Source organism: Oerskovia enterophila (assembly GCF_044748475.1).
GTDB classification, from domain to species: domain Bacteria; phylum Actinomycetota; class Actinomycetes; order Actinomycetales; family Cellulomonadaceae; genus Oerskovia; species Oerskovia enterophila.
The window spans coordinates 787,598-806,373 of sequence record NZ_JBIVFZ010000002.1; the positions used below are offsets into that span (position 1 = coordinate 787,598).

The window sequence follows — 18,776 nt, forward strand, 5'->3', positions numbered from 1 at the left end:
TCCTCGCTCAACGGCCGGTGCCGGCGTAGACGACTGCTTCGCTCTCGCCGTCCAGCTCGAACGCGGTGTGGATGGCCCGCACCGCGTCGTCGAGGCTGTCGGCCCGCGTGACGACCGAGATACGGATCTCGGACGTCGTGATCATCTCGATGTTGATGCCCGCGTCACGCAGCGCACCGAACAGTCGCGCCGAGACGCCCGGGCTCGACTTCATGCCCGCGCCGATGAGCGAGACCTTGCCGATCTGGTCGTCGTACTGGAGCGACGCGAACCCGATCTCCTCGCGCACGGCGTCCAGGGCCGTGGTCGCGAGCGCGCCGTCGTCCATGGGCAGGGTGAACGAGATGTCGGTCAGGCCCGTGGCCGCGACCGAGACGTTCTGGACGATCATGTCGATGTTCGCGCCGGCACCGGCCACGACCTCGAAGATGCGGGCGGCCGTGCCCGGGACGTCCGGGACGCCCACGACGGTGATCTTGGCCTCGCTGCGGTCGTGCGCGACGCCGGAGATGATCGGATCTTCCATGATGACCTCTGCCTCGTTGTCGGCCGGGTGGCCGGGAGCCTGCTGGGGGACGTTGGGCACGGGGCGCGCGTCGTTCGACACGATGGTCCCCGGCTTCGTCGAGAACGACGAACGGACGTGGATGGGCACGTCGTAGCGGCGCGCGTACTCGACGCAGCGCAGCACCAGGACCTTGGCCCCGCTCGCCGCCATGTCGAGCATCTCCTCGTAGGAGATGCGGTCGATCTTGCGGGCCGTCGGCACGATGCGCGGGTCCGCGGTGAACACGCCGTCGACGTCGGTGTAGATCTCGCACACGTCGGCGCCCAGGCCGGCCGCGAGCGCGACCGCCGTGGTGTCCGAGCCGCCACGACCGAGGGTCGTCACGTCGTTGGTGCTCTGCGTGACGCCCTGGAACCCGGCGACGATCGCGACCGAGCCCTTCTCGACCGTCTCGCGGATGCGGTGCGGCACGACGTCGACGATGTGCGCCTTGCCGTGCACGGCGTCCGTGATCACGCCGGCCTGCTGGCCCGTGAACGACTTGGCCTTGACGCCGAGGTTGTTGATCGCCATCGCCAGCAACGACATCGAGATGCGCTCGCCTGCCGTGAGCAGGATGTCCATCTCGCGCTGGGGGGGAAGGGGGGTGACCTGCTGGGCGAGATCGATGAGCTCGTCCGTCGTGTCACCCATGGCCGAGACCACGACGACCACGTCATGTCCGGCCCGCTTGGTCTCTGCGATGCGCTTCGCCACCCGCTTGATGCTCTCCGCATCAGCTACCGACGAGCCACCATATTTCTGCACGACAAGTGCCACTAGCCTGCTCCGTTACGTCGCCGGCCTCCGTCTCTCTCAACGGCCCGCCGGGTGTTTTACGAGTCGGTCGATGATAGCCCGGCGCCCGTGGACGGCGGGAGGGGGCTCAGGATGCGAACGGTCCGGGCCGGTGCCGGTCGCTGACCTGCGGGGATGCTGGCTACCGGGTGCCGAGCACGAGGTTGCGGTCGTTCTGAGCCTGAGAACGAACGCAACCTCGTTCTCGGCAGCCGTCGGCAAGCACCCGGCCCGACCCGGCGTCGGGCGAGGTCACCCCCCGAGGCTCGTGACGACGTCGTACCCGAGCTTGCAGATGAGCGCCCCCACCACGACCACGAACACGACCCGCACGAACCCGCTGCCCTTGGCCACGGCCATGCGCGCCCCGATGTACGCGCCCAGCAGGTTCGCGGCCCCGATCGCGAGCCCCAGCCCCCACAGCACCGCGCCGTACGGGACGAAGAAGATGAGCGCGCCCGCGTTGGTCGCGAAGTTGGCGATCTTCGCGAGCGCGGAGGCCGGCAGGAACGCGTACCCCAGGATGCTGACGAGCGAGATGACGAAGAACGTCCCCGTCCCGGGCCCGAGCAGCCCGTCGTAGAACCCGATCACGAGCCCGATCCCGGCCGCGGCCCACCGGTGCCCGTTGCCCTCCCAGCGCAGGTTCGTCGTGTGCCCGAGCCTGGGCTTGGCGATCGTGTAGACCGCCACCGCGATCAGGACCACGAGGATGATCGGCTTGAACAGCTCGGCGGGGATCTTCGACGCGAGCGCCGCGCCGCCGATCGCCCCGAACAGAGCCGCGATCGCCATGGGACCGGCGGTCCGCAGGTCGGGACCCACCCGCCGGTAGTACGTCGTCGCACTCACGGAGGTGCCCATGATGCTCGCGAGCTTGTTCGTCGCGAGGGCCTGGACCGGGCTGATGCCCGGCACGAGCAGCAGCGCAGGGAGCTGGACGAGCCCTCCCCCGCCCACGACCGCGTCGATCCAGCCCGCGGTCAGGCCCGCGAGGACCAGGAGGGCGATCGTCAGGAGGTCGAGCTCGAGCCCGCCCGAGCCCGGCAGCACGATCCCCTCGCCCGCGGCGAGAGGCGCGTGCGCCACGAGAGGAAGCGTCGCGGCGAGGTCCCAGGTCACACGGAAGTCTTGCACGACGGCGGAGGGGGCACCGAAGCGACGACACCCCGGGCGAGAGGGGCGTCAGGACTGCAGCGCGTCGTACTCCGCCTCGGCCGCGACGTCGTCCTCGACGTCGAGGCGCAGGTGAGCGAGCACCATCTGCAGGACGCGCAGCGCGCTCGCGGCACGCTCTCCCCACAGGGACAGGTAGGAGAACTGCCACCACCACAGCGCCTCGAGCTCCTGGCCCGAGTCGTAGTGCTGGAGACCCTTGGCGAGCGCCTCGGCGATGCACGCGATGTCTCCGGACACGTACGCCTGGCTGACGACGGCACCCAGCACGGGGTCGACGATCTCCGGGTACTCGTCGAGACCGTCGAGGAGCTGAGCGAGGGCCTCGCGCAGCGGGTCGAGGTCGGTCTCGGGGCCCGCGTCGGGCTCGAACCGCTGGTCCGGGACGACGTCCATCATGGCGCCGAGCCGCGCACCGGCGGCCAGCATGTCCGACGTGGCGAGCAGCAGGAGGGGGATCGCGGCCTCGGGAGCGGCACCCGAGGCGACCTCTGCCGTGGTGGTGAGGAACGTGCGGGCCTGCGCGGACACGGAGGCTGCGACCGACCGGAGGTCGGACCCCAGGGCCTCGCTGATCTCAACCACTGACGACTCTCCGTCCCTCGAAGGCCCGCCCCAGCGTGACCTCGTCCGCGTACTCCAAGTCTCCACCCACGGGCAGGCCGGACGCGAGGCGGGTGACCCGCAGCCCCATCGGGGACAGCATGCGTGTCAGGTAGGTGGCCGTGGCCTCGCCCTCGACGTTGGGGTCGGTCGCGAGGATGACCTCCTGCACCTCGCCGTCGGCCAGGCGTGTGAGCAGCTCGCGGATGCGCAGGTCGTCAGGGCCCACGTTGTCCATGGGGTTGATGGCCCCGCCGAGCACGTGGTACTTGCCCCGGAACTCGCGCGTGCGCTCGATCGCGACCACGTCCTTGGGCTCCTCCACGACGCAGATGACCGCGGCCGAGCGTCGGGGGTCGAGGCAGATGCGGCACCGTTCGCCCTCCGCGACGTTGCCGCAGACCTCGCAGAAGCGCACGCGCAGCTTGACCTCGGTCAGCGCGTCGGCGAGCCGTCGCACGTCCGCGGCGTCTGCCGCGAGGAGGTGGAACGCGATGCGTTGGGCACTCTTGGGACCGACCCCGGGGAGTCGGCCGAGCTCGTCGATCAGGTCCTGGACCGCGCCTTCATACACATCCCCAGCCTACGGGTCGCCGCCCACGGTCCGGGCCGCCGCGACCGCTACCCTTGCCCGATGGTCACCGCCGACGACAGCATTCCGCTCACCCTCCCCACCGTGGACTGGCTCCTCATCGACGGCATGCTCGACAACGTGGCGGCCTGCGAGCGCGTCGGCGGAGATCCTCGTGTCGAACATGCCGCGACCTCGATCCGTCAAGCAGGCTGGGACCAGCTGCCCGACTGGCCGTCGACCGTCGAGGGCTTCTCTCGATGGCCTGCCGTCGGCCAGCGGTCCACGCTGCGCCTCACCCTCGACGAGTGGCAGCTGATCGTCGACCAGCTCGAGCGCGACGCACCGGTCGAGGACTCGATCGCGAACGACCCACGGCTGCCCGCCGAGGTCCGGCAGATGCACACCGACAGTGCGCTCAGGAGTCGAGCGATCGCCTCGTCCGTGCGCAGCGCGCTGGCCTCCCCGGCGGCGGAGGAGTAGTCCCGACCGATCAGTTCTCGTCCGCGACGATCTCCACCTCGAAGCCGTCCTCGTTCTCGAGGTAGGCCGCGTAGTGGTCGGGCCCGCCCGCGTACGGGTGGGCGTCGGCGAACATGAGGCTCCACCCGTGCTCGGCGGCACGGGCCACGAGGTCGTCGACCTCGCTGCGCCGACCACCCGTGAACGCCAGGTGGTTGACCCCGGGGCGCATGCGGTCGTGATCCTTGCCACGGACCGCGGGGCTCGCCTCGAGGACGATGTACGTCGCCCCGCGCAGCCAGCTCTGCCCCGTGGCCCACGTCTGGAACCGCGTGTACCCGAGCTCGTCGAGCAGCCACGCCCACGAGCTCTCCGCGGTGTCGAGGTCCTTGACCCAGAGCTCGACGTGGTGGAGCTCGCCGCGCGGACTCACGGTCAGAGCCCGGTGTCGATGGTCTCGTCGATCACGACGCCGCCCAGGAGCTGCGCCACGAGCGGGGCACCGACCAGGCCCGACGACGCCAGGTCCGGGTCGTCGTCCGAGGGCGAGTCGTCCTCGATCGAGATCGCGACGCGGGCCGAGGACTGCCGCGCCTTCTGCTCGGCGGCCTGGCGTTCGAGCGTCTGGCGGCGGGACTCCCGCACGCCGGGCGGGGGTCCCGCGGGCGCGGGGGTCGGGGCGCTGGGCGCGGCGGGCGCGCGCAGCGTCTGCCGGTTGCCCGACGGCGCAGCTCGCCTCACGTCCGCGGGCGGCGGTTCCGGGCCCTCGTCGAAGTCTGCCGGCGGCTCGGTCATGGAGGCTCCCGCGAGCCAGGCCTCGTCGGCCGCGTTGACGACCGGCGGCTCGTCGTGGCGCGGAGCCGGGGGCGCGGCGGGCGCGGTGGCCGGAGCTGGGCGTTCCTGGACCGCGACGCTGCTCCGCTGCTCGTGCTGCGGGGCTGCCTCGCCCGGGTGCTGCGGAGCAGCAGGGGCACTCGTGGCTGTCGGCGCTGCGACGATGCCGACGCGATCAGAGGCCGGAGCAGGAGCCGACGACCCCGAGGGCCCGTCCCCGCCGGACCCCGACGAGCCCTGCCCGCCGGGGGCCTCGTGCCCGGACACGTCGGCCGGGCCCGACGGCCCTGCGACGGACAGGTCGTCGTGGCGTGGAGCCGGGGGCGCGGCAGGCGCCGAACCGCTGGGCACCGAACCTCCGCCCTCGTCGAGGCGGGCCTCGACCCGGACCTGGAACCCGAGCGTCTGGTAGACGGCCTCCTGGACCGCGCCCGTGTGCCGGGAGGTGGAGAAGGTCCGCGCGAGGGCGGGCGTCTGGAACGCGAGGTACAGCGTGTCCGACGTGAGCTCGCCGACCTGCGCGTTGGCGCTCACGAGGGACCAGGTGACGCGGCTCGAGCTGAGGGTCTGGAGGACCTCGGGCCAGCGACGGCGCAACGCGTCGGTGCTGAGCGCGTCGCCGTCGCTCGAAGCCTGTCCGGCACCGGCACCGGCACCGGCACCGGCCGAAGGTGCCGTGACCTCGGGCTGGGCGGGAGCCTCCACGGCGGGCGAGACGGGCTGGGCGACCGGGGCGAGAGGAGCGGCTGCGCGAGGCACGCCCTGCTCCGTCCCGTCCTCGACGGCATCGAGCGGAGCGGCGGGCGTCGCATCACCTGCGGGCTCGGCGACGCCGGAAGCGTCGGCGACCGGGGACACGTCATCCGCAGGCCTCTCCGCATGGGCGTCGCCGACGGGCACCACGACCGGTCGGTCGTCGGTCGCCGGGGCGACCGCCTCGCTCGCGCCGACGGGTTCCTCGGCCTGGGGGGCGGCCTCGGCCGGCACCGAGACCGCAGGAGCGACCGGCGCAGCAGCAGGGACAGCGGCCGGCGCCACCACAGCGGGCGCGGCAGGAGCGACCGGCGCAGCAGCAGGCGCCCCAGCCGCCGCGGCCACCTCCCCGCTCTTGCGCGCCTGGAGCGCGGCTCGCGCGGCCGCGGCACCGCTCAACCCGTTGACGGGGGCGACCGGGGCGTCCTCCTCGACCCGCGGGCCTCGCGGCGCTGCGGCGACGAGTCCCTCGGGGCCGCCGGACCGCGGCGCGGACGCGACCGGGGCCAGGCCGGCGGTTCCCAGCCCGCCACGCTCCAACCGGTCGATGCGTGCTGCGAGCCCCGCTGCGCCGTCGTCCACCCCGGGGAGCAGGAGGCGCGCGCACAGGAGCTCGAGGTGCAGGCGCGGGGACGTGGCGCCGCTCATCTCGGTGAGCGCTGCGTTGACCAGGTCCGCCGCCCGCGAGAGCTCGGCCGCACCGAGGTGCTGCGCCTGGGCCTTCATGCGCTCGAGCTGGTCCGAGGGGACGTCGCGCAGCACCGCGTCCGCAGCACCGCCCGAGACCGAGATGACGATCAGGTCGCGCAGGCGCTCGAGCAGGTCCTCGACGAAGCGTCGCGGCTCGTGCCCCGTGGTGATGATCTGCTCGACGACCCGGAAGATGCTCGCGCCGTCGCGGGCCGCGAGGGCCTCCACCACGTCGTCGAGCAGCGAGGCGTGCGTGAAGCCCAGGAGGTCCACGGCGCGCTCGTAGTCGACGTTCCCTGCCTCCGCGCCCGCGATGAGCTGGTCCATGACGGACAGCGAGTCACGCACCGAGCCGCCGCCCGAGCGGACCACGAGGGGCACGACGCCCGTGCCGATCGTCACGCCCTCCGCGGCACAGAGCTGCTCGAGGTACGGACCCAGGACGTCCGGCGGGACCAGCCGGAAAGGGTAGTGGTGCGTGCGCGACCGGATGGTCCCGATGACCTTGTCCGGCTCGGTGGTCGCGAAGATGAACTTCACGTGGGGCGGCGGCTCCTCGACCAGCTTGAGGAGCGCGTTGAAGCCCTGCGGCGTGACCATGTGGGCCTCGTCGAGGATGAAGATCTTGTACCGGTCCCGAGCGGGCGCGAAGGTGGCGCGCTCGCGGAGCTCTCGTGCGTCGTCGACACCGTTGTGCGAGGCCGCGTCGATCTCGATGACGTCGAGGCTGCCCGACCCTCCGCGCGCGAGCTCGATGCACGACGAGCACTCCCCGCAGGGGGTGTCGATGGGCGTCTCCTCGGTGTTGCGCGCACAGTTCAGGGTGCGGGCGAGGATGCGCGCCGAGGTCGTCTTGCCGCAGCCACGAGGGCCCGAGAAGAGGTAGGCGTGGTTCACGCGTCCGCTGCGCAGTGCCTGCCGCAGGGGTCCGGTGACGTGGTCCTGCCCGATGACCTCGGCGAAGGTCTCTGGCCGGTAGCGGCGGTACAGGGCGGTGCTCACCCCGGCAACTCTAGACGGCGTGGCTGACAGCCCGCACAGCGGGTCCCCAGGTGTGCTGCCCGGGGCCCCGCCGTCGGTCCGTCGACGGAGCGTCGGCCCGCCGACGGCGGCGCCTCAGCGCCGCAGGACCTTGCGCGCGAGCCAGTTGCCGAAGAACTGCACGACCTGCACGATCACGATGATGACGACGACCGTCACGGCCGTCACGGCCCAGTTGTAGCGCTGGTAGCCGTACCGGATCGCGAAGTCGCCCAGGCCGCCACCGCCGATGTAGCCGGCCATCGCCGACATGTCGATCACGGCCACGAAGATGAACGTGTAGCCCAGGATGAGCGGCGCGAGAGCCTCGGGGATGAGCACCGTCCGGATGATCCGCCACGGCGAGGCGCCCATGGCGCGCGCGGCCTCGACCACGCCCGGGTCGATGCTCACGAGGTTCTGCTCGACGATGCGCGAGGTCCCGAACGCCGTCATGACGGACAGCGGCAGGATGAACGCCTCGGTGCCGATGGTCGTCCCGACGACCGCGAGCGTCACGGGGTAGATCATCGTCAGGAAGATGATGAACGGGATGGGTCGGACGATGTTGACGAGCACGTTGAGGACGTTGAACACCACGCTGTTCGCCAGCAGGTTGCCCTTGCGCGTGCAGTAGAGCGCGAGCCCCAGGACCAGGCCGCCGATCCCGCCCGCGAGGAGCGCGATCGAGACCATGTAGAGCGTCTCGCCCAGGGAGGACAGCAGGATCGGCCACAGGGTGGACCAGTCGCGGTTCATCGCTTGCCTCCGAACGTGCCGGGCTCGTTGCCGAAGTCACCGGGCTGGGTTCCCTGGGTGCCGGGGCGGCCGAGCCCTGAGATCCCGGTGCTGCCCGTCCCGGGCCACCTCTCGCTCTGCCACGCGTCGCGCGGGTCGGGTTCGTCGGCACGGCCCGACGGCGGAGCCCCGGTCACGTCGTCGGCCTCGCCCGACTCGTCGCTCGCCCCGGCCACGACGCGCGGGTCGTCGCGCGGGTCCGCGGCGGTCCCGAGGTCCACGACGTCGGTGGTCGCCGCGAGCTCGGTGAGGAAGGCCGCGATCGTGGCGTCGTCCCCCGCGAGCTCGAGCGTGAGCGAGCCGAAGGGCCGCTCCCCGATCTCGGAGATCCCGCCGAACACCACGGAGCCGTCCAGCCCGTGCTCTCGCAGGAGCCGCGTCAGGCTCGCGCCCGAGGTCCCGTCCTCGTGGACCCCGACGGTCACGAGGCGCCCGGGGTGCCGGCGACGCAGGCGCTCGAGCGCCTCGGGGCCGGGCCGGTCGCGCAGCGCCGTCCCGACGAACTTCTTGGTCGCGGTGGCCTGCGGCGAGGAGAACACGTCGTAGACCTCGCCGACCTCGACGACCTTGCCGTGCTCCATGACCGCGACGCGGTGGCACGTCGAGCGCACGACGTCCATCTCGTGCGTGATGACCACGATCGTCACGCCGAGCTCGGCGTTGACGCGGCGGAGCAGCGCGAGCACGTCACGCGTCGTCTCGGGGTCCAGGGCGCTCGTCGCCTCGTCCGCGAGCAGGAGCTTGGGCGACGTGGCGAGCGCGCGGGCGATCCCGACGCGCTGCTTCTGCCCGCCCGAGAGCTGCGACGGGTAGGCCTTGGCCTTGTCGGAGAGCCCTACGAACTCGAGGAGCTCGGCGACGCGGGCCTCGCGCCGGGGCTTGTCCCAGCCCGCGACCTTGAGCGCGTAGGCCACGTTCCCGGCGACGGTCCGTGAGGACAAGAGGTTGAACTGCTGGAAGATCATGCCGATGCTCGCGCGCACGGGACGCAGCTCGCGCTCGGAGAGCGCGCTCACCTCGTCCCCGTCCACGACGACGCTGCCCGACGTGACGGGCTCGAGCGCGTTGATGAGCCGGACGAGCGTGCTCTTGCCCGCGCCCGAGTAGCCGATGACGCCGAAGATCTCACCCGCCTCGATGTCCAGGGTGACGCCGTCGACGGCCGCCACGGCGGACGGACCGGTCCCGAAGACCTTCGTCACGTCGCGGAAACGGACCATCGTGTCCGAGGTGGTGCTCACGGAGGAACCTCTCGTGCGGGGGTGGGGCGACCGGGCTCCTCGTGAGAGCCGTGGGCCGACGGGGTGCGGAGGGGCTGCGGCCTGGTGGCCGTGCGGCCAGCGCGTGCGGACAGCTCTCATCCAACAGGCTCCGGGGCCCGCGGGCGAGAGCAGCGCGTGCATCGCCCGGGGCGGGCGGGAGCACGCCGGTGCCCGACGACGTCAGGTGAGTGACGCCGTCGGGCACCGGTGGCTCACGCCGAGGGCTCAGCCCTGGGCGCGGTAGTTCTCCTCGATCCCCGCGAGGATCTCCTGGAGGTCGGCGGGCGAGTTGTCCTTGATGACCGCGGTGCCGCCCGAGGCCTTCTTCTCTGCGGCGATGACCTCTTCGTTCTGCGAGAGGGCGGCGATCTTCAGGAGCGTCTCGTCGTCCTTGTCCGCGGCACGGGCGACCCACACGTTGATGTAGGGCTCGGAGGCCGACGAGTCGGGGTCGTCCTGGAACAGGGCGTCCTCGGGCTTGAGGCCGGCGTCCTCGAGGAAGTCGTTGTTGATGATCGCGCCGTCGACGGACTGGAGCGAGATCGCGGTCTGCGCGGCGTCGACCGGTGTGACCTTGACCTTGGAGGACGGGAGCACGTCGGCCTCGGTCGACAGCGAGCTGCCGCCGTCCTTGAGCTCGATGAGCTTGGCCTCCTGGAGGACGAGGAGCGCGCGGGCGAGGTTGGTCGCGTCGTTGGGGACCGCGATCTCGCCGCCCGCGGGGATGTCCTCGAGCGCCGTGTGCTTGGACGAGTAGAGCGCGAGCGGGTAGACCGCGGTGGCGCCGATCGGCTGGAGGTCGTCCCCGGCCTCGACGTTGTACCCAGCGAGGAACTGCAGGTGCTGGAACTGGTTGAGGTCGATCTGGTCCTGCGCGAGCGCCGGGTTGGCCTGCTGGTAGTCGCCGAAGTCGACGATCTCGATGTTCAGGCCCTCTTCCTTGGCGACCTTCTCGAACACGGCCCACTTGTCGTCGGCTGCGCCGACCACGCCGATCTTGACGACGTCGTCGGCGCTGCTCGCCGAGGCACCGCTGTCGGTGGGGGTCGTGGCGCACGCTCCGAGCGTGAGGGCTGCGGTGGCCGCGATCGCAGCGAGGGTGAGGTTCTTGCGGAGCATGGTCTGTCCTTCCGGTGACGGGCGCCGGCGGTTGTCGCGGGGCGTCCGTGGGGGCGTCGTGGTGGTGACGGGGGTGACGGGTGGAACGTCCTCCTGCCCGACGGCGGGTCACGGGTCGCGAGGACACGTCACCGGTGGTCGGTGGTCAGGAAGGGATGAGCAGGGCGCTCCGGCGCGGGCTCCGGTCGTCTCCGGGCTGCACTCGTGGCGGGTGGTGCGGTGCTGGGGTCAGGTCAGAGCTGACAGCACATTCGACCGGCGCCACGCAGGACGGAGCGACACGACATTCGGCAGCAGGGGGCTGCGCGGTGCGTCGTGAGCTCGGTGCTCGTGGGGCGGGTCATGGCTCCATGATGCGCACGCTCGGCGTCCCAAAACCACTGCATCGGTCGATATTCCAGATGCTGGACGGAAATTCGTCCGCATCCTGGTCCATCGACGGAAGTTTGTACCGTTTTGCGGCTCTTCCACCCATGCGGTGTGGCGCAGGCCACACCTGGCCGTCCGAGGCGAGCGCCGTCGTCGGGCATGGCTCGAGGCCGAGGTCCGGAACAGGCTGCGGCGGTGTCCGGACATGCAAGGACCCCCCGTGCACCCACCAGAGCCCACCTGCCCTTGCTGCCTTCCGGCCCTGGGGGAGTTCAGTGAGATAGTGCCGCACGAGGGGTCTGGACCCAGCCTAGCCCAGGACGGGCGGTCGTCAGAAACCGGCCCCCGGCACATCCCTCCTCGCCACCTGCCGCGAGGCCCCAGAACCGCGCCAGCCCGGGGGCCAGCGGCCCGATTCGGCCGCTGGGCGTCCGTCCGGTATTCTCGACACGCTGCCTGACGCCCCGCGTGGGTCGACGCTGCAGCACGGAGGATTCGCCTAGTGGCCTATGGCGCACGCTTGGAAAGCGTGTTGGGTTAAAAGCCCTCGGGGGTTCGAATCCCCCATCCTCCGCAGAACGAAGGGCCCGCAGCGTGCGCTGCGGGCCCTTCGTCGAGCACGGACTCCGGTGGACAGGGCGCGGGAAGCCAGGCCCTAGAGTCACCCCATGACCGTGGAACGGACCCTGGCACGGGTCGAGGAGGACCTGCGCGTCGGCGACGTCACGATGGCGCGCACGAGGCTGAGCAGCCTGGTCCGGAGCCTGCCGCACCGGCTCGACGCGCGGGAACGCCTCGCCGACGTCTGCCGCCTGGACGGCGACCTCGTCGAGGCCGGACGGTGGTCGTACCTGAGCGAGCATCGCGACGAGGGCGAGGTGGCCGCGTTCGAGCGCGCCTGTGGCAATGACCCGGTCCGGATCATGCGCGCGCTGCGCTGGCGCTCCTCCGAGGAGGCCGCCACCACCGAGGTGGCACGGCTGCGGCTCCTCGACGTCCGTGGCCGCGCCGAGGCCAAGGCCGGCAGGACGCTCGACTGGTCGGATCGCGGTCGCGAGGCGGGTGACCCCTGGTGGCGGGACCTCTTCGCCGTCGGCTGCCTGATCCTGGGCGTCGCCCTCGTCGCTCTCGTGATCATCGGCGCGGGGACGGTCGTCGGCTGGATCTTCTAGAGGGCGTCGCTGCGCCACCGCCGCGCCCGGGGTGCGGTCGAGTCGTCAGCCCTCGTCGCCGAGGCTGTCGAGCAGCCTCCCCGCCATCCCGATCAGCTCGTCACGGGCCACACCGTCACCGATGAGCCGCACCGTCCCGGCAGGGGGCGCCTCGATCGACACGACCGACCGTTCCTCCCCCTCCGGGTCGGACACCACGGTCACGGCCAGGTCGACCGAGAGCTCGGGGACCGGCTCGGGTGCCCAGTCGTCGCCGAGGTACTCGACGTCGACGCCCTCGGGGACCGCGTGGACGTACAGACCGGGACCCTGCTCCTCGGGCTGACCCTGGACGTAGATCGAGCTCGTGGACCCCGAGAGGTCGATGTCGACGGTCTCGACGTAGCGGAAGCCCGCGGGCAGGATCGCCTCGTCGAGCTCCGATGCCGCGGTCAGCAGCAGCGCTCCCTCGGTCGTCGCGCTGTCGAACGTCGGAGCGGGACCCGCGGCCGGAGCCGCTGGGGTCTCGTCCGCGGTGGCGACGGGCGACGCCGACGAGGCACATCCCGCGAGCGCCGCGACGACGAGGCCGAGGGCAAGGGGCAGCAGGGCGGTTCGAGTCGGGTGGGAGCGCACCCTCGGATGGTGCCACGATGCTGCGGCACTGGACAAAACCCTCAGAGCGAGGTCACGACGGACCTCTTCTCGTCAGGGTCGGTTCACTCCGGGTCCCGCGGGAGGACGATCCACAGCACGATGTACAGGAGGATCTGCGGTCCCGGCAGGATGCAGGACGCGACCGCGAGCACGCGGACCAGCGTCGGGCTGATGTCGAAGCGGCGGGCGAGGCCCGCGCAGACGCCGGCGATCACGGCACCGCGGCGCGGTCTGGCGAGGATGTGGCTCATGTTTCGACGGTACGCCGGGCCTCGTCGCGCGCACATCGGGGACTCCCCTGGTCCGTCCCTGATTCGCACCCCTCGCGCAAGGGCTCGGTCGTCATCCCTGCGGCGGACCCGCATCCCTGTCGACCTTGACGACTCCTTGACGCCTGCCCCTCTTGTACCGGGCTGAACAAGTGTTTAGCGTGTTGAACATGCGTTCAGCACCATCGCGCACCCCCGCGGTCGACGCGGCAGAGCCCGCGGCCGACCCCTCGGACCTCACGGCTCGCGCTCGCATCCGCGACGCGGCCCTGGCCCGCTTCGCGAGCGAGGGCTTCCGCGTCCCGCTGCGCACGCTCGCCGCCGACGCCGGGGTCAGCGCGGGCCTCGTCATCCATCACTTCGGATCGAAGGACGGCCTGCGGCGAGCGTGCGACGAGCACGTCCTCGCCCTGATCCGGGAGAACAAGCGCAACGTCCTGGGCGACGAGACGGGCTCCCGAGGCAGCCCCATGGACGTCCTCGCACAGCTCTCGTCGGTCGAGGAGTACGGCCCGGTCCTCGGCTACGTGCTGCGCAGCCTCCAGGAGGGCGGCGACCTCGCCCGCTCGTTCGTCGAGAGCATGGTCGAGGACGCCGCCGCGTACATCGCCGACGGCGTCGCCGCCGGCACCATCAGGCCCTCGCTCGACGAGACCGCGCGTGCGCGGTACCTCGTCACGCAGTCGCTCGGCACGATCCTCCTCGACCTCACGCTCCACCCGCCGACGGACCCCACCGACACGGGCGCGATCGTCCGTGGCTACGTCGACCGCATGGGCCTGCCGTCGATCGAGCTCTTCACCCATGGCTTCCTGACCGACCGCACGCTCCTCGACGCGTACCTCCGGTACGCCGAGCCGCCGCCCGGTGAGCCCGCCCCCTCGGCGCCGGACCCGTAGCCCTCTCCGACCTGTGCGGACCGCCACCCGCTCGCCCCGGCGAGCTGCGCCGTCGGGCACGGACGTCCCCCGCCCGCCGGCGGCCCGGACCCGCCTCTCCCCTCCCCAGCCCACGCCTCCTCGACGAGGAACCATGACCACGACCGCACGGACGACCCCCGCCTCCTCCACGACCCGCGGACCGGCCGTCGAGATCCACGACCTGCACAAGTCCTTCGGCACGACCCGGGCCCTCGACGGCCTGGACCTGACCGTCCGCGCCGGAGAGGTCGCAGGCTTCCTGGGACCCAACGGCGCCGGGAAGTCCACCACCATCCGGGTCCTGCTGGGCCTCCTGCGCCCCGACTCGGGCACCGCGACCCTGCTGGGCGGCGACCCGTTCCGCGACGCCGTGTCCCTCCACCGGCGCCTCGCCTACGTCCCGGGCGACGTCACGCTGTGGCCCCAGCTCTCGGGCGGCGAGACGATCGACCTGCTGCTGCGACTGCGCGGCGCGGCCGTCGACGAGCGCCGCAAGGCCCGCATGCTCGAGCGGTTCGAGCTCGACCCGACCAAGAAGACCGGGACCTACTCCAAGGGCAACCGGCAGAAGGTCGCGCTGGTCGCGGCGCTGAGCGCCGACGCCGAGCTGTTCGTGCTCGACGAGCCGACGTCGGGCCTCGACCCGATCATGGAGTCCGTCTTCCAGGACTGCGTGCGCGAGGCGACCGCACGCGGCACGTCGGTCCTGCTCTCGAGCCACATCCTGGCCGAGGTCGAGGCGCTGTGCGACACCGTGACGATCATCCGAGGCGGCCGGGCCGTGCAGTCCGGGACCCTGCGCGAGCTGCGGCACCTCACGCGCTCCAAGGTCGTCGTGACCGTCGGTCCAGGAGCCCCCTCGACCGCTGCGCTCGCCGCGCTCGACGGCGTGCACGACCTGACCGTCGACGGGACGCACCTGACCTTCCACGTCGACGACGACGCACTCCCCCACATCACGCACGCCCTCGCGGACCTCGAGCCGCACGGCCTGACGATCGAGCCCCCCTCGCTCGAGGAGCTCTTCCTGCGGCAGTACGGCGACGAGCTCGCCCTGCTCGAGGGCGAGGACGGGCGATGACCGCGCTCGCTCCCGCCGGCCCGGAGGCCACCACCCTCCGCGTGGGCGCCCCGCCCCTGTCGCTGCGCCGCGCGCTCGCCGGGACGGGGTCGCTCGTGCGGCTCGCGCTGCGGCGCGACCGGGTCGTCCTGCCCGTGTACGTCGTCGTCGTGCTGCTCATGGTCGCGGTGACGTACTCGTCGGTCGCGACCGTCTACGGGACGCAGGCCGAGCGCGACGAGCTCGCCGCGAGCATGGGTACCAACAGTGCGTTCCTGGCGCTGCTGGGCCCGCTCGAGCACACCGGGTCGGTCGCCTCGACCACGGCGTGGCGCGTGGGGCTCTTCATGATCCTCGTCCTGGGCGTGCTCGCGGTGCTCACCGTGGTGCGCCACACACGCAAGGAGGAGGAGACCGGACGGCTCGAGCTCGTGCGCGCAGCCCGGGTGGGACCGCTCGCGCCGCTCGCGACGGGCGTCCTCGTCGCGGCCGGGATGTCGGTGCTCACGGGCGCTCTCATGGCCGCGATGTTCGTGGCCCAAGGAGCCGACGGCGTCTCGTCCGTCGCGTTCGGCCTCCAGTTCGCTGCGCTCGGCCTGGCAGGGACGGGGATCGGGGCGGTCTGTGCGCAGGTCGCCACGTCCTCGCGGACCGCGAACACGATCGGCGTGCTGCTGCTCGTCGCGGGGTACGCGCTGCGCGGCGTGGCCGACATCGAGGCGTCGGCCGACTGGCTGCACTGGGTCTCGCCCGTGGGCTGGGTCCAGGAGATCGACCCGTTCGGGGCGAACGCCGTGGGGCCCGCGCTGCTGTGCCTCGCGCTGTTCGTCGTGTGCGTCGCGGTCTCGGCGCGCACGTCGCTCGGTCGCGACCTCGGGGCAGGGCTCGTGCAACCGCGCCCGGGGCCCGCCGGGTCGGCCTCGTTGACGAGCCCCCTCGCGATCACGCGCCGGCTCCAGCTCCCGGGCGTCGCATCGTGGGCGCTGGGCGTGGGCGCCTACTGCCTGCTGGTCGGGTTTCTCCTGGACTCGGTCGACGACATCGCCGGGTCGTCGCCGCAGATGCAGCAGATCATCGAGCAGCTCGGCGGGGCGGGCGCTCTCGCGCAGGTCTTCCAGGTCGCGATCATGGGGTTCGTCGGGATCGCGGCCGCGGCGTTCGCGGTGACGTCGGTCTCACGGCTGCACGCCGAGGAGACGTCCGGGCGAGCCGAGCTGGTGCTCGCGACCGGGGTCTCGCGGACCCGCTACCTGTCGGCCTCGGTGGTCATGACGGTCGCGGGGGTGGTCGCGGTCCCGCTGTGGTCGGGGCTCATGACGGGCCTGGGGCACGCGCTGGTGTCGGGCGGGTGGAGCAGCGCGTTCGCGGACGCCGTCGGAGCCGGGCTCGTGCAGGTCCCGGCGGCGCTCGTCGTCGCGGGCCTCGTGCTGGTCCTCTACGGGTGGTGGCCGCGGCTCGTCGCACTGGGCTGGGGGATCGTGACGCTCGTGCTCGTCGTCGGGCAGCTGGGCGATCTCCTCGGCCTGCCGCAGTGGGTCCGCGACCTGTCGCCCTTCACGCACGTGCCCCAGGTCCCCCTCGACCCGTTCGCGCTCGGCCCGGTGCTCGCACTGACGGCAGTGGCCGCGGCGCTCTTCGCGGTCGCCTACGTCGGGTTCGGGCGCCGGGACGTGAGCGGTGCGTGAGCGCGACGGGAGACCCGGCCCGTACCTGGACCGGATGTGCGGGGCCTGTGGAGTTGTGGGCCACCGCGGGACATCCAGCGCCGGGCGCTCGGCCCCCGCCCTAGACTGGCCCGCATGATCTTCAAGGCCGTCGGCGAGGGGCGCCCGTACCCCGATCACGGGTTGGTGACGCCCAAGGACTGGTCGAGCGTCCCACCCCGCCAGGTGCGGCTCGACGAGCTCGTCACGACCAAGGGCACCTTGAACCTGGAGACTCTCCTCTCGGAGGACTCGACGTTCTACGGGGACCTCTTCGCGCACGTCGTCGAGTACCAGGGTGTCCTCTACCTCGAGGACGGTCTCCACCGTGCCGTCCGGGCGGCTCTGCAGCAACGCGCGATCCTGCACGCCCGTGTGCTCATGCTCAACGCCCCTGCGGTCGGGTAGGTTGCTGGCGTGACCACGCAGCCCGGCCCCGACACCTCCCGTACCGTCCGACGACGGCGCATGCACGAACGCCAGGCCGTGATCTTCGGGTTGCTCGTCGCCTTCCTGGTGATCATCGGCATCGGCGCGCTGGCCGTGTACACGGGCGCCGTCGACGCCCCCTTCAACAAGGGCTTCACCACCATCCAGGTCGACGACGAGCTCACCGACGTCAAGTCCCCCTGCCTGCCCGAGGGCACGCTGCCCGTCGCGTACGCCGACGTCCAGGTCCGCGTCTTCAACGGCACCGGGAAGGGCGGCCTCGGCGCGGCCAACAAGGAGATCCTCGCCAACCGCGGCTTCACGGTCGTCCTGCTGGGAGACCTCGAGAACCCGGACGGCACCAACACCACGCAGAACGTCACACAGATCTCGTACGGCCTGGCCGGGGTGGCGCAGGCATACACGCTCGCGGCCCACTACCCGTCCCCTGTGCTCGTCCTCGACGACCGGGCGGACGCCTCGGTCGACGTGGTGCTCGGCAAGGACTTCGAGAACCTCGTCGACGAGGAGCTCGTCGGCCTCGACGGCACCATCCCGCTCGAGAGCCGCAAGGACTGCGTCGCGGTCGAGACCCTCACGCCGCGGGCCACCTACGTCCCGCCGGTGCCCGCAGCCGACGTGCCCGCCGAAGAGGTTCCTGCCGAGGATGCCCCTGCCGAAGGCTGACGCCCGGGCGCCTCGCGTCCCTGCCGGGAATGCGTTGGCCCCGTACAGGGTTCGGCGCTACTGTCTGGCCCGGTCTTTGATTCGTCCCTGCTCCTGAACGGTCGCTGCAACGATGGCCTCGCTCCCCCTCCGCCCCGCTCGCGTCACCGACCCCGCCGAGGTCGAGCGCCTGTACGACATCTGCCTGCGGACAGGAGCCGACGGTGGTGACGCGACCGCGAGGTACCGCGACCCCCGCCTGCTCGGCGAGGTCTACCTCGGTGCCTACCTGGCGCTCGAGCCGGACCTGGCGTTCGTGGTCGACGACGGCACGGGAGCTGTCGGCTACGTGATCGGCACCGCGGACACCCGGGAGTTCGAGGCGCGCTGCGAGCGTGAGTGGTGGCCGGAGCTGCGCGAACGCTACCCTCTGGACTCGTTCCCTGCGGGCTCGGAGGACCACGGGCTCGTCGCGCAGATCCACTCACGCGGACCCGCGGAGCAGGACGTGGTGGACCTGTACCCGGCCCACCTCCACGTGGACCTGCTCCCGCCGGCCCAGGGCGGGGGGAACGGCCGCCGACTCCTCGAGACCTTCTTCGACGCGCTGCGTGAGCGCGGTGTCCCGGGCGTGCACCTGGGCGTCTCGGAGACCAACGCGTCGGCGATCGGGTTCTACGAGCACCTCGGCTTCGAGCGCCTGCCGGTGCCGCAGGGCTACGTGCTGGGGCTGAAGCTCTAGTCCTCTCACGCTCCGACCCGCGGGGGCACCGACCCCCCTGGCCGCTGGTGCACCGAACCCGCGGCGCGCCAGGCAACCTCCCCGACCTCGGGGGCACCGAACCCGCGGCTCGTCGAGCACCTCCCTCCACCCGCCACGCACGAGATGCGGCCAACGGGGGTCAGGATTTCTCCCAGA

General features: G+C 71.9%; 19 protein-coding genes, 1 tRNA gene and 1 other RNA gene. 9 read left to right on the plus strand and 12 right to left on the minus strand.

Annotated elements, in window-relative coordinates:
- Positions 1-7: 7 nt before the first annotated feature.
- From ACIPWA_RS08025 to recR, 4 genes are all read right to left on the minus strand, one after another.
- Positions 8-1,327, minus strand: a complete 1,320-nt coding sequence (locus ACIPWA_RS08025) for an aspartate kinase (RefSeq protein WP_056645058.1) — start codon at positions 1,325-1,327, stop codon at positions 8-10.
- A 270-nt stretch (positions 1,328-1,597) separates the two neighbouring features.
- Positions 1,598-2,395 (minus strand): TSUP family transporter, encoded by a 798-nt coding sequence (locus tag ACIPWA_RS08030; RefSeq protein ID WP_068625501.1) that lies wholly within the window; start codon positions 2,393-2,395, stop codon positions 1,598-1,600.
- 135 nt (positions 2,396-2,530) lie between these two features.
- Positions 2,531-3,106, minus strand: a complete 576-nt coding sequence (locus ACIPWA_RS08035; RefSeq protein ID WP_056645053.1) for a DUF5063 domain-containing protein — start codon at positions 3,104-3,106, stop codon at positions 2,531-2,533.
- The gene (gene recR, locus ACIPWA_RS08040) at positions 3,099-3,698 is read right to left on the minus strand and encodes a recombination mediator RecR (protein ID WP_056645051.1); all 600 of its coding nucleotides are present in this window, start codon (positions 3,696-3,698) and stop codon (positions 3,099-3,101) included. Before recR ends, ACIPWA_RS08035 begins: the two co-directional genes overlap by 8 nt.
- A gap of 60 nt (positions 3,699-3,758) precedes the next feature.
- On the opposite strand from recR, the gene ACIPWA_RS08045 reads away from it, so the two are divergent.
- A complete protein-coding gene (locus ACIPWA_RS08045) occupies positions 3,759-4,178 on the plus strand; it encodes a hypothetical protein (RefSeq protein WP_400289352.1) in 420 nt (139 codons plus the stop codon).
- Between the two features lie 10 nt (positions 4,179-4,188).
- Here ACIPWA_RS08045 and ACIPWA_RS08050 read toward each other — a convergent pair whose 3' ends face one another.
- The 6 genes from ACIPWA_RS08050 to ffs form a co-directional block, all read right to left on the minus strand.
- Positions 4,189-4,590 (minus strand): VOC family protein, encoded by a 402-nt coding sequence (locus ACIPWA_RS08050; RefSeq protein ID WP_400289354.1) that lies wholly within the window; start codon positions 4,588-4,590, stop codon positions 4,189-4,191.
- 2 nt (positions 4,591-4,592) lie between these two features.
- The gene (locus tag ACIPWA_RS08055; protein ID WP_400289356.1) at positions 4,593-7,436 is read right to left on the minus strand and encodes a DNA polymerase III subunit gamma and tau; all 2,844 of its coding nucleotides are present in this window, start codon (positions 7,434-7,436) and stop codon (positions 4,593-4,595) included.
- A gap of 114 nt (positions 7,437-7,550) precedes the next feature.
- Positions 7,551-8,213, minus strand: a complete 663-nt coding sequence (locus ACIPWA_RS08060) for a methionine ABC transporter permease (protein WP_056645046.1) — start codon at positions 8,211-8,213, stop codon at positions 7,551-7,553.
- The gene (locus ACIPWA_RS08065) at positions 8,210-9,493 is read right to left on the minus strand and encodes a methionine ABC transporter ATP-binding protein (RefSeq protein ID WP_400289358.1); all 1,284 of its coding nucleotides are present in this window, start codon (positions 9,491-9,493) and stop codon (positions 8,210-8,212) included. Before ACIPWA_RS08065 ends, ACIPWA_RS08060 begins: the two co-directional genes overlap by 4 nt.
- 246 nt (positions 9,494-9,739) lie before the next feature.
- The gene (locus tag ACIPWA_RS08070; RefSeq protein ID WP_056645045.1) at positions 9,740-10,633 is read right to left on the minus strand and encodes a MetQ/NlpA family ABC transporter substrate-binding protein; all 894 of its coding nucleotides are present in this window, start codon (positions 10,631-10,633) and stop codon (positions 9,740-9,742) included.
- Positions 10,634-11,208: 575 nt separating this feature from the next.
- Positions 11,209-11,305, minus strand: an RNA gene (gene ffs / locus ACIPWA_RS08075) — signal recognition particle sRNA small type.
- Between the two features lie 185 nt (positions 11,306-11,490).
- Between ffs and ACIPWA_RS08080 the strand changes: the two genes are divergently transcribed.
- Positions 11,491-11,576 (plus strand) — tRNA-Ser (locus ACIPWA_RS08080).
- Between the two features lie 94 nt (positions 11,577-11,670).
- Positions 11,671-12,174 carry a DUF6584 family protein gene (locus ACIPWA_RS08085; RefSeq protein ID WP_400289359.1) on the plus strand — a complete coding sequence of 168 codons (504 nt, stop codon included), beginning with the start codon at positions 11,671-11,673 and terminating at the stop codon, positions 12,172-12,174.
- 45 nt (positions 12,175-12,219) lie between these two features.
- On the opposite strand, the gene ACIPWA_RS08090 is transcribed toward ACIPWA_RS08085, so the two are convergent.
- Together ACIPWA_RS08090 and ACIPWA_RS08095 are read right to left on the minus strand one after the other, a co-directional pair.
- Positions 12,220-12,789, minus strand: a complete 570-nt coding sequence (locus ACIPWA_RS08090; protein ID WP_400289360.1) for a hypothetical protein — start codon at positions 12,787-12,789, stop codon at positions 12,220-12,222.
- Between the two features lie 83 nt (positions 12,790-12,872).
- On the minus strand, positions 12,873-13,061 hold the full coding sequence (locus ACIPWA_RS08095) for a PspC domain-containing protein (protein WP_056645039.1): 189 nt from the start codon (positions 13,059-13,061) through the stop codon (positions 12,873-12,875).
- Between the two features lie 188 nt (positions 13,062-13,249).
- On the opposite strand from ACIPWA_RS08095, the gene ACIPWA_RS08100 reads away from it, so the two are divergent.
- From ACIPWA_RS08100 to ACIPWA_RS08125, 6 genes are all read left to right on the plus strand, one after another.
- Entirely contained in the window at positions 13,250-13,978 is a 729-nt protein-coding gene (locus ACIPWA_RS08100) for a TetR/AcrR family transcriptional regulator (protein ID WP_400289361.1), read from the plus strand.
- A gap of 133 nt (positions 13,979-14,111) precedes the next feature.
- Positions 14,112-15,080, plus strand: a complete 969-nt coding sequence (locus tag ACIPWA_RS08105) for an ABC transporter ATP-binding protein (RefSeq protein WP_400289363.1) — start codon at positions 14,112-14,114, stop codon at positions 15,078-15,080.
- Positions 15,077-16,744, plus strand: a complete 1,668-nt coding sequence (locus ACIPWA_RS08110; RefSeq protein ID WP_400289364.1) for an ABC transporter permease — start codon at positions 15,077-15,079, stop codon at positions 16,742-16,744. The genes ACIPWA_RS08105 and ACIPWA_RS08110 overlap by 4 nt, the downstream gene beginning before the upstream one ends.
- Positions 16,745-16,858: 114 nt before the next feature.
- Positions 16,859-17,170, plus strand: coding sequence for a type II toxin-antitoxin system VapB family antitoxin (locus ACIPWA_RS08115; RefSeq protein WP_056645031.1), 312 nt, complete (start codon positions 16,859-16,861; stop codon positions 17,168-17,170).
- A gap of 9 nt (positions 17,171-17,179) precedes the next feature.
- On the plus strand, positions 17,180-17,878 hold the full coding sequence (locus ACIPWA_RS08120) for a LytR C-terminal domain-containing protein (RefSeq protein ID WP_400289365.1): 699 nt from the start codon (positions 17,180-17,182) through the stop codon (positions 17,876-17,878).
- Positions 17,879-17,990: 112 nt separating this feature from the next.
- On the plus strand, positions 17,991-18,599 hold the full coding sequence (locus tag ACIPWA_RS08125; RefSeq protein WP_400289367.1) for a GNAT family N-acetyltransferase: 609 nt from the start codon (positions 17,991-17,993) through the stop codon (positions 18,597-18,599).
- The last annotated feature ends 177 nt before the right edge of the window (positions 18,600-18,776 follow it).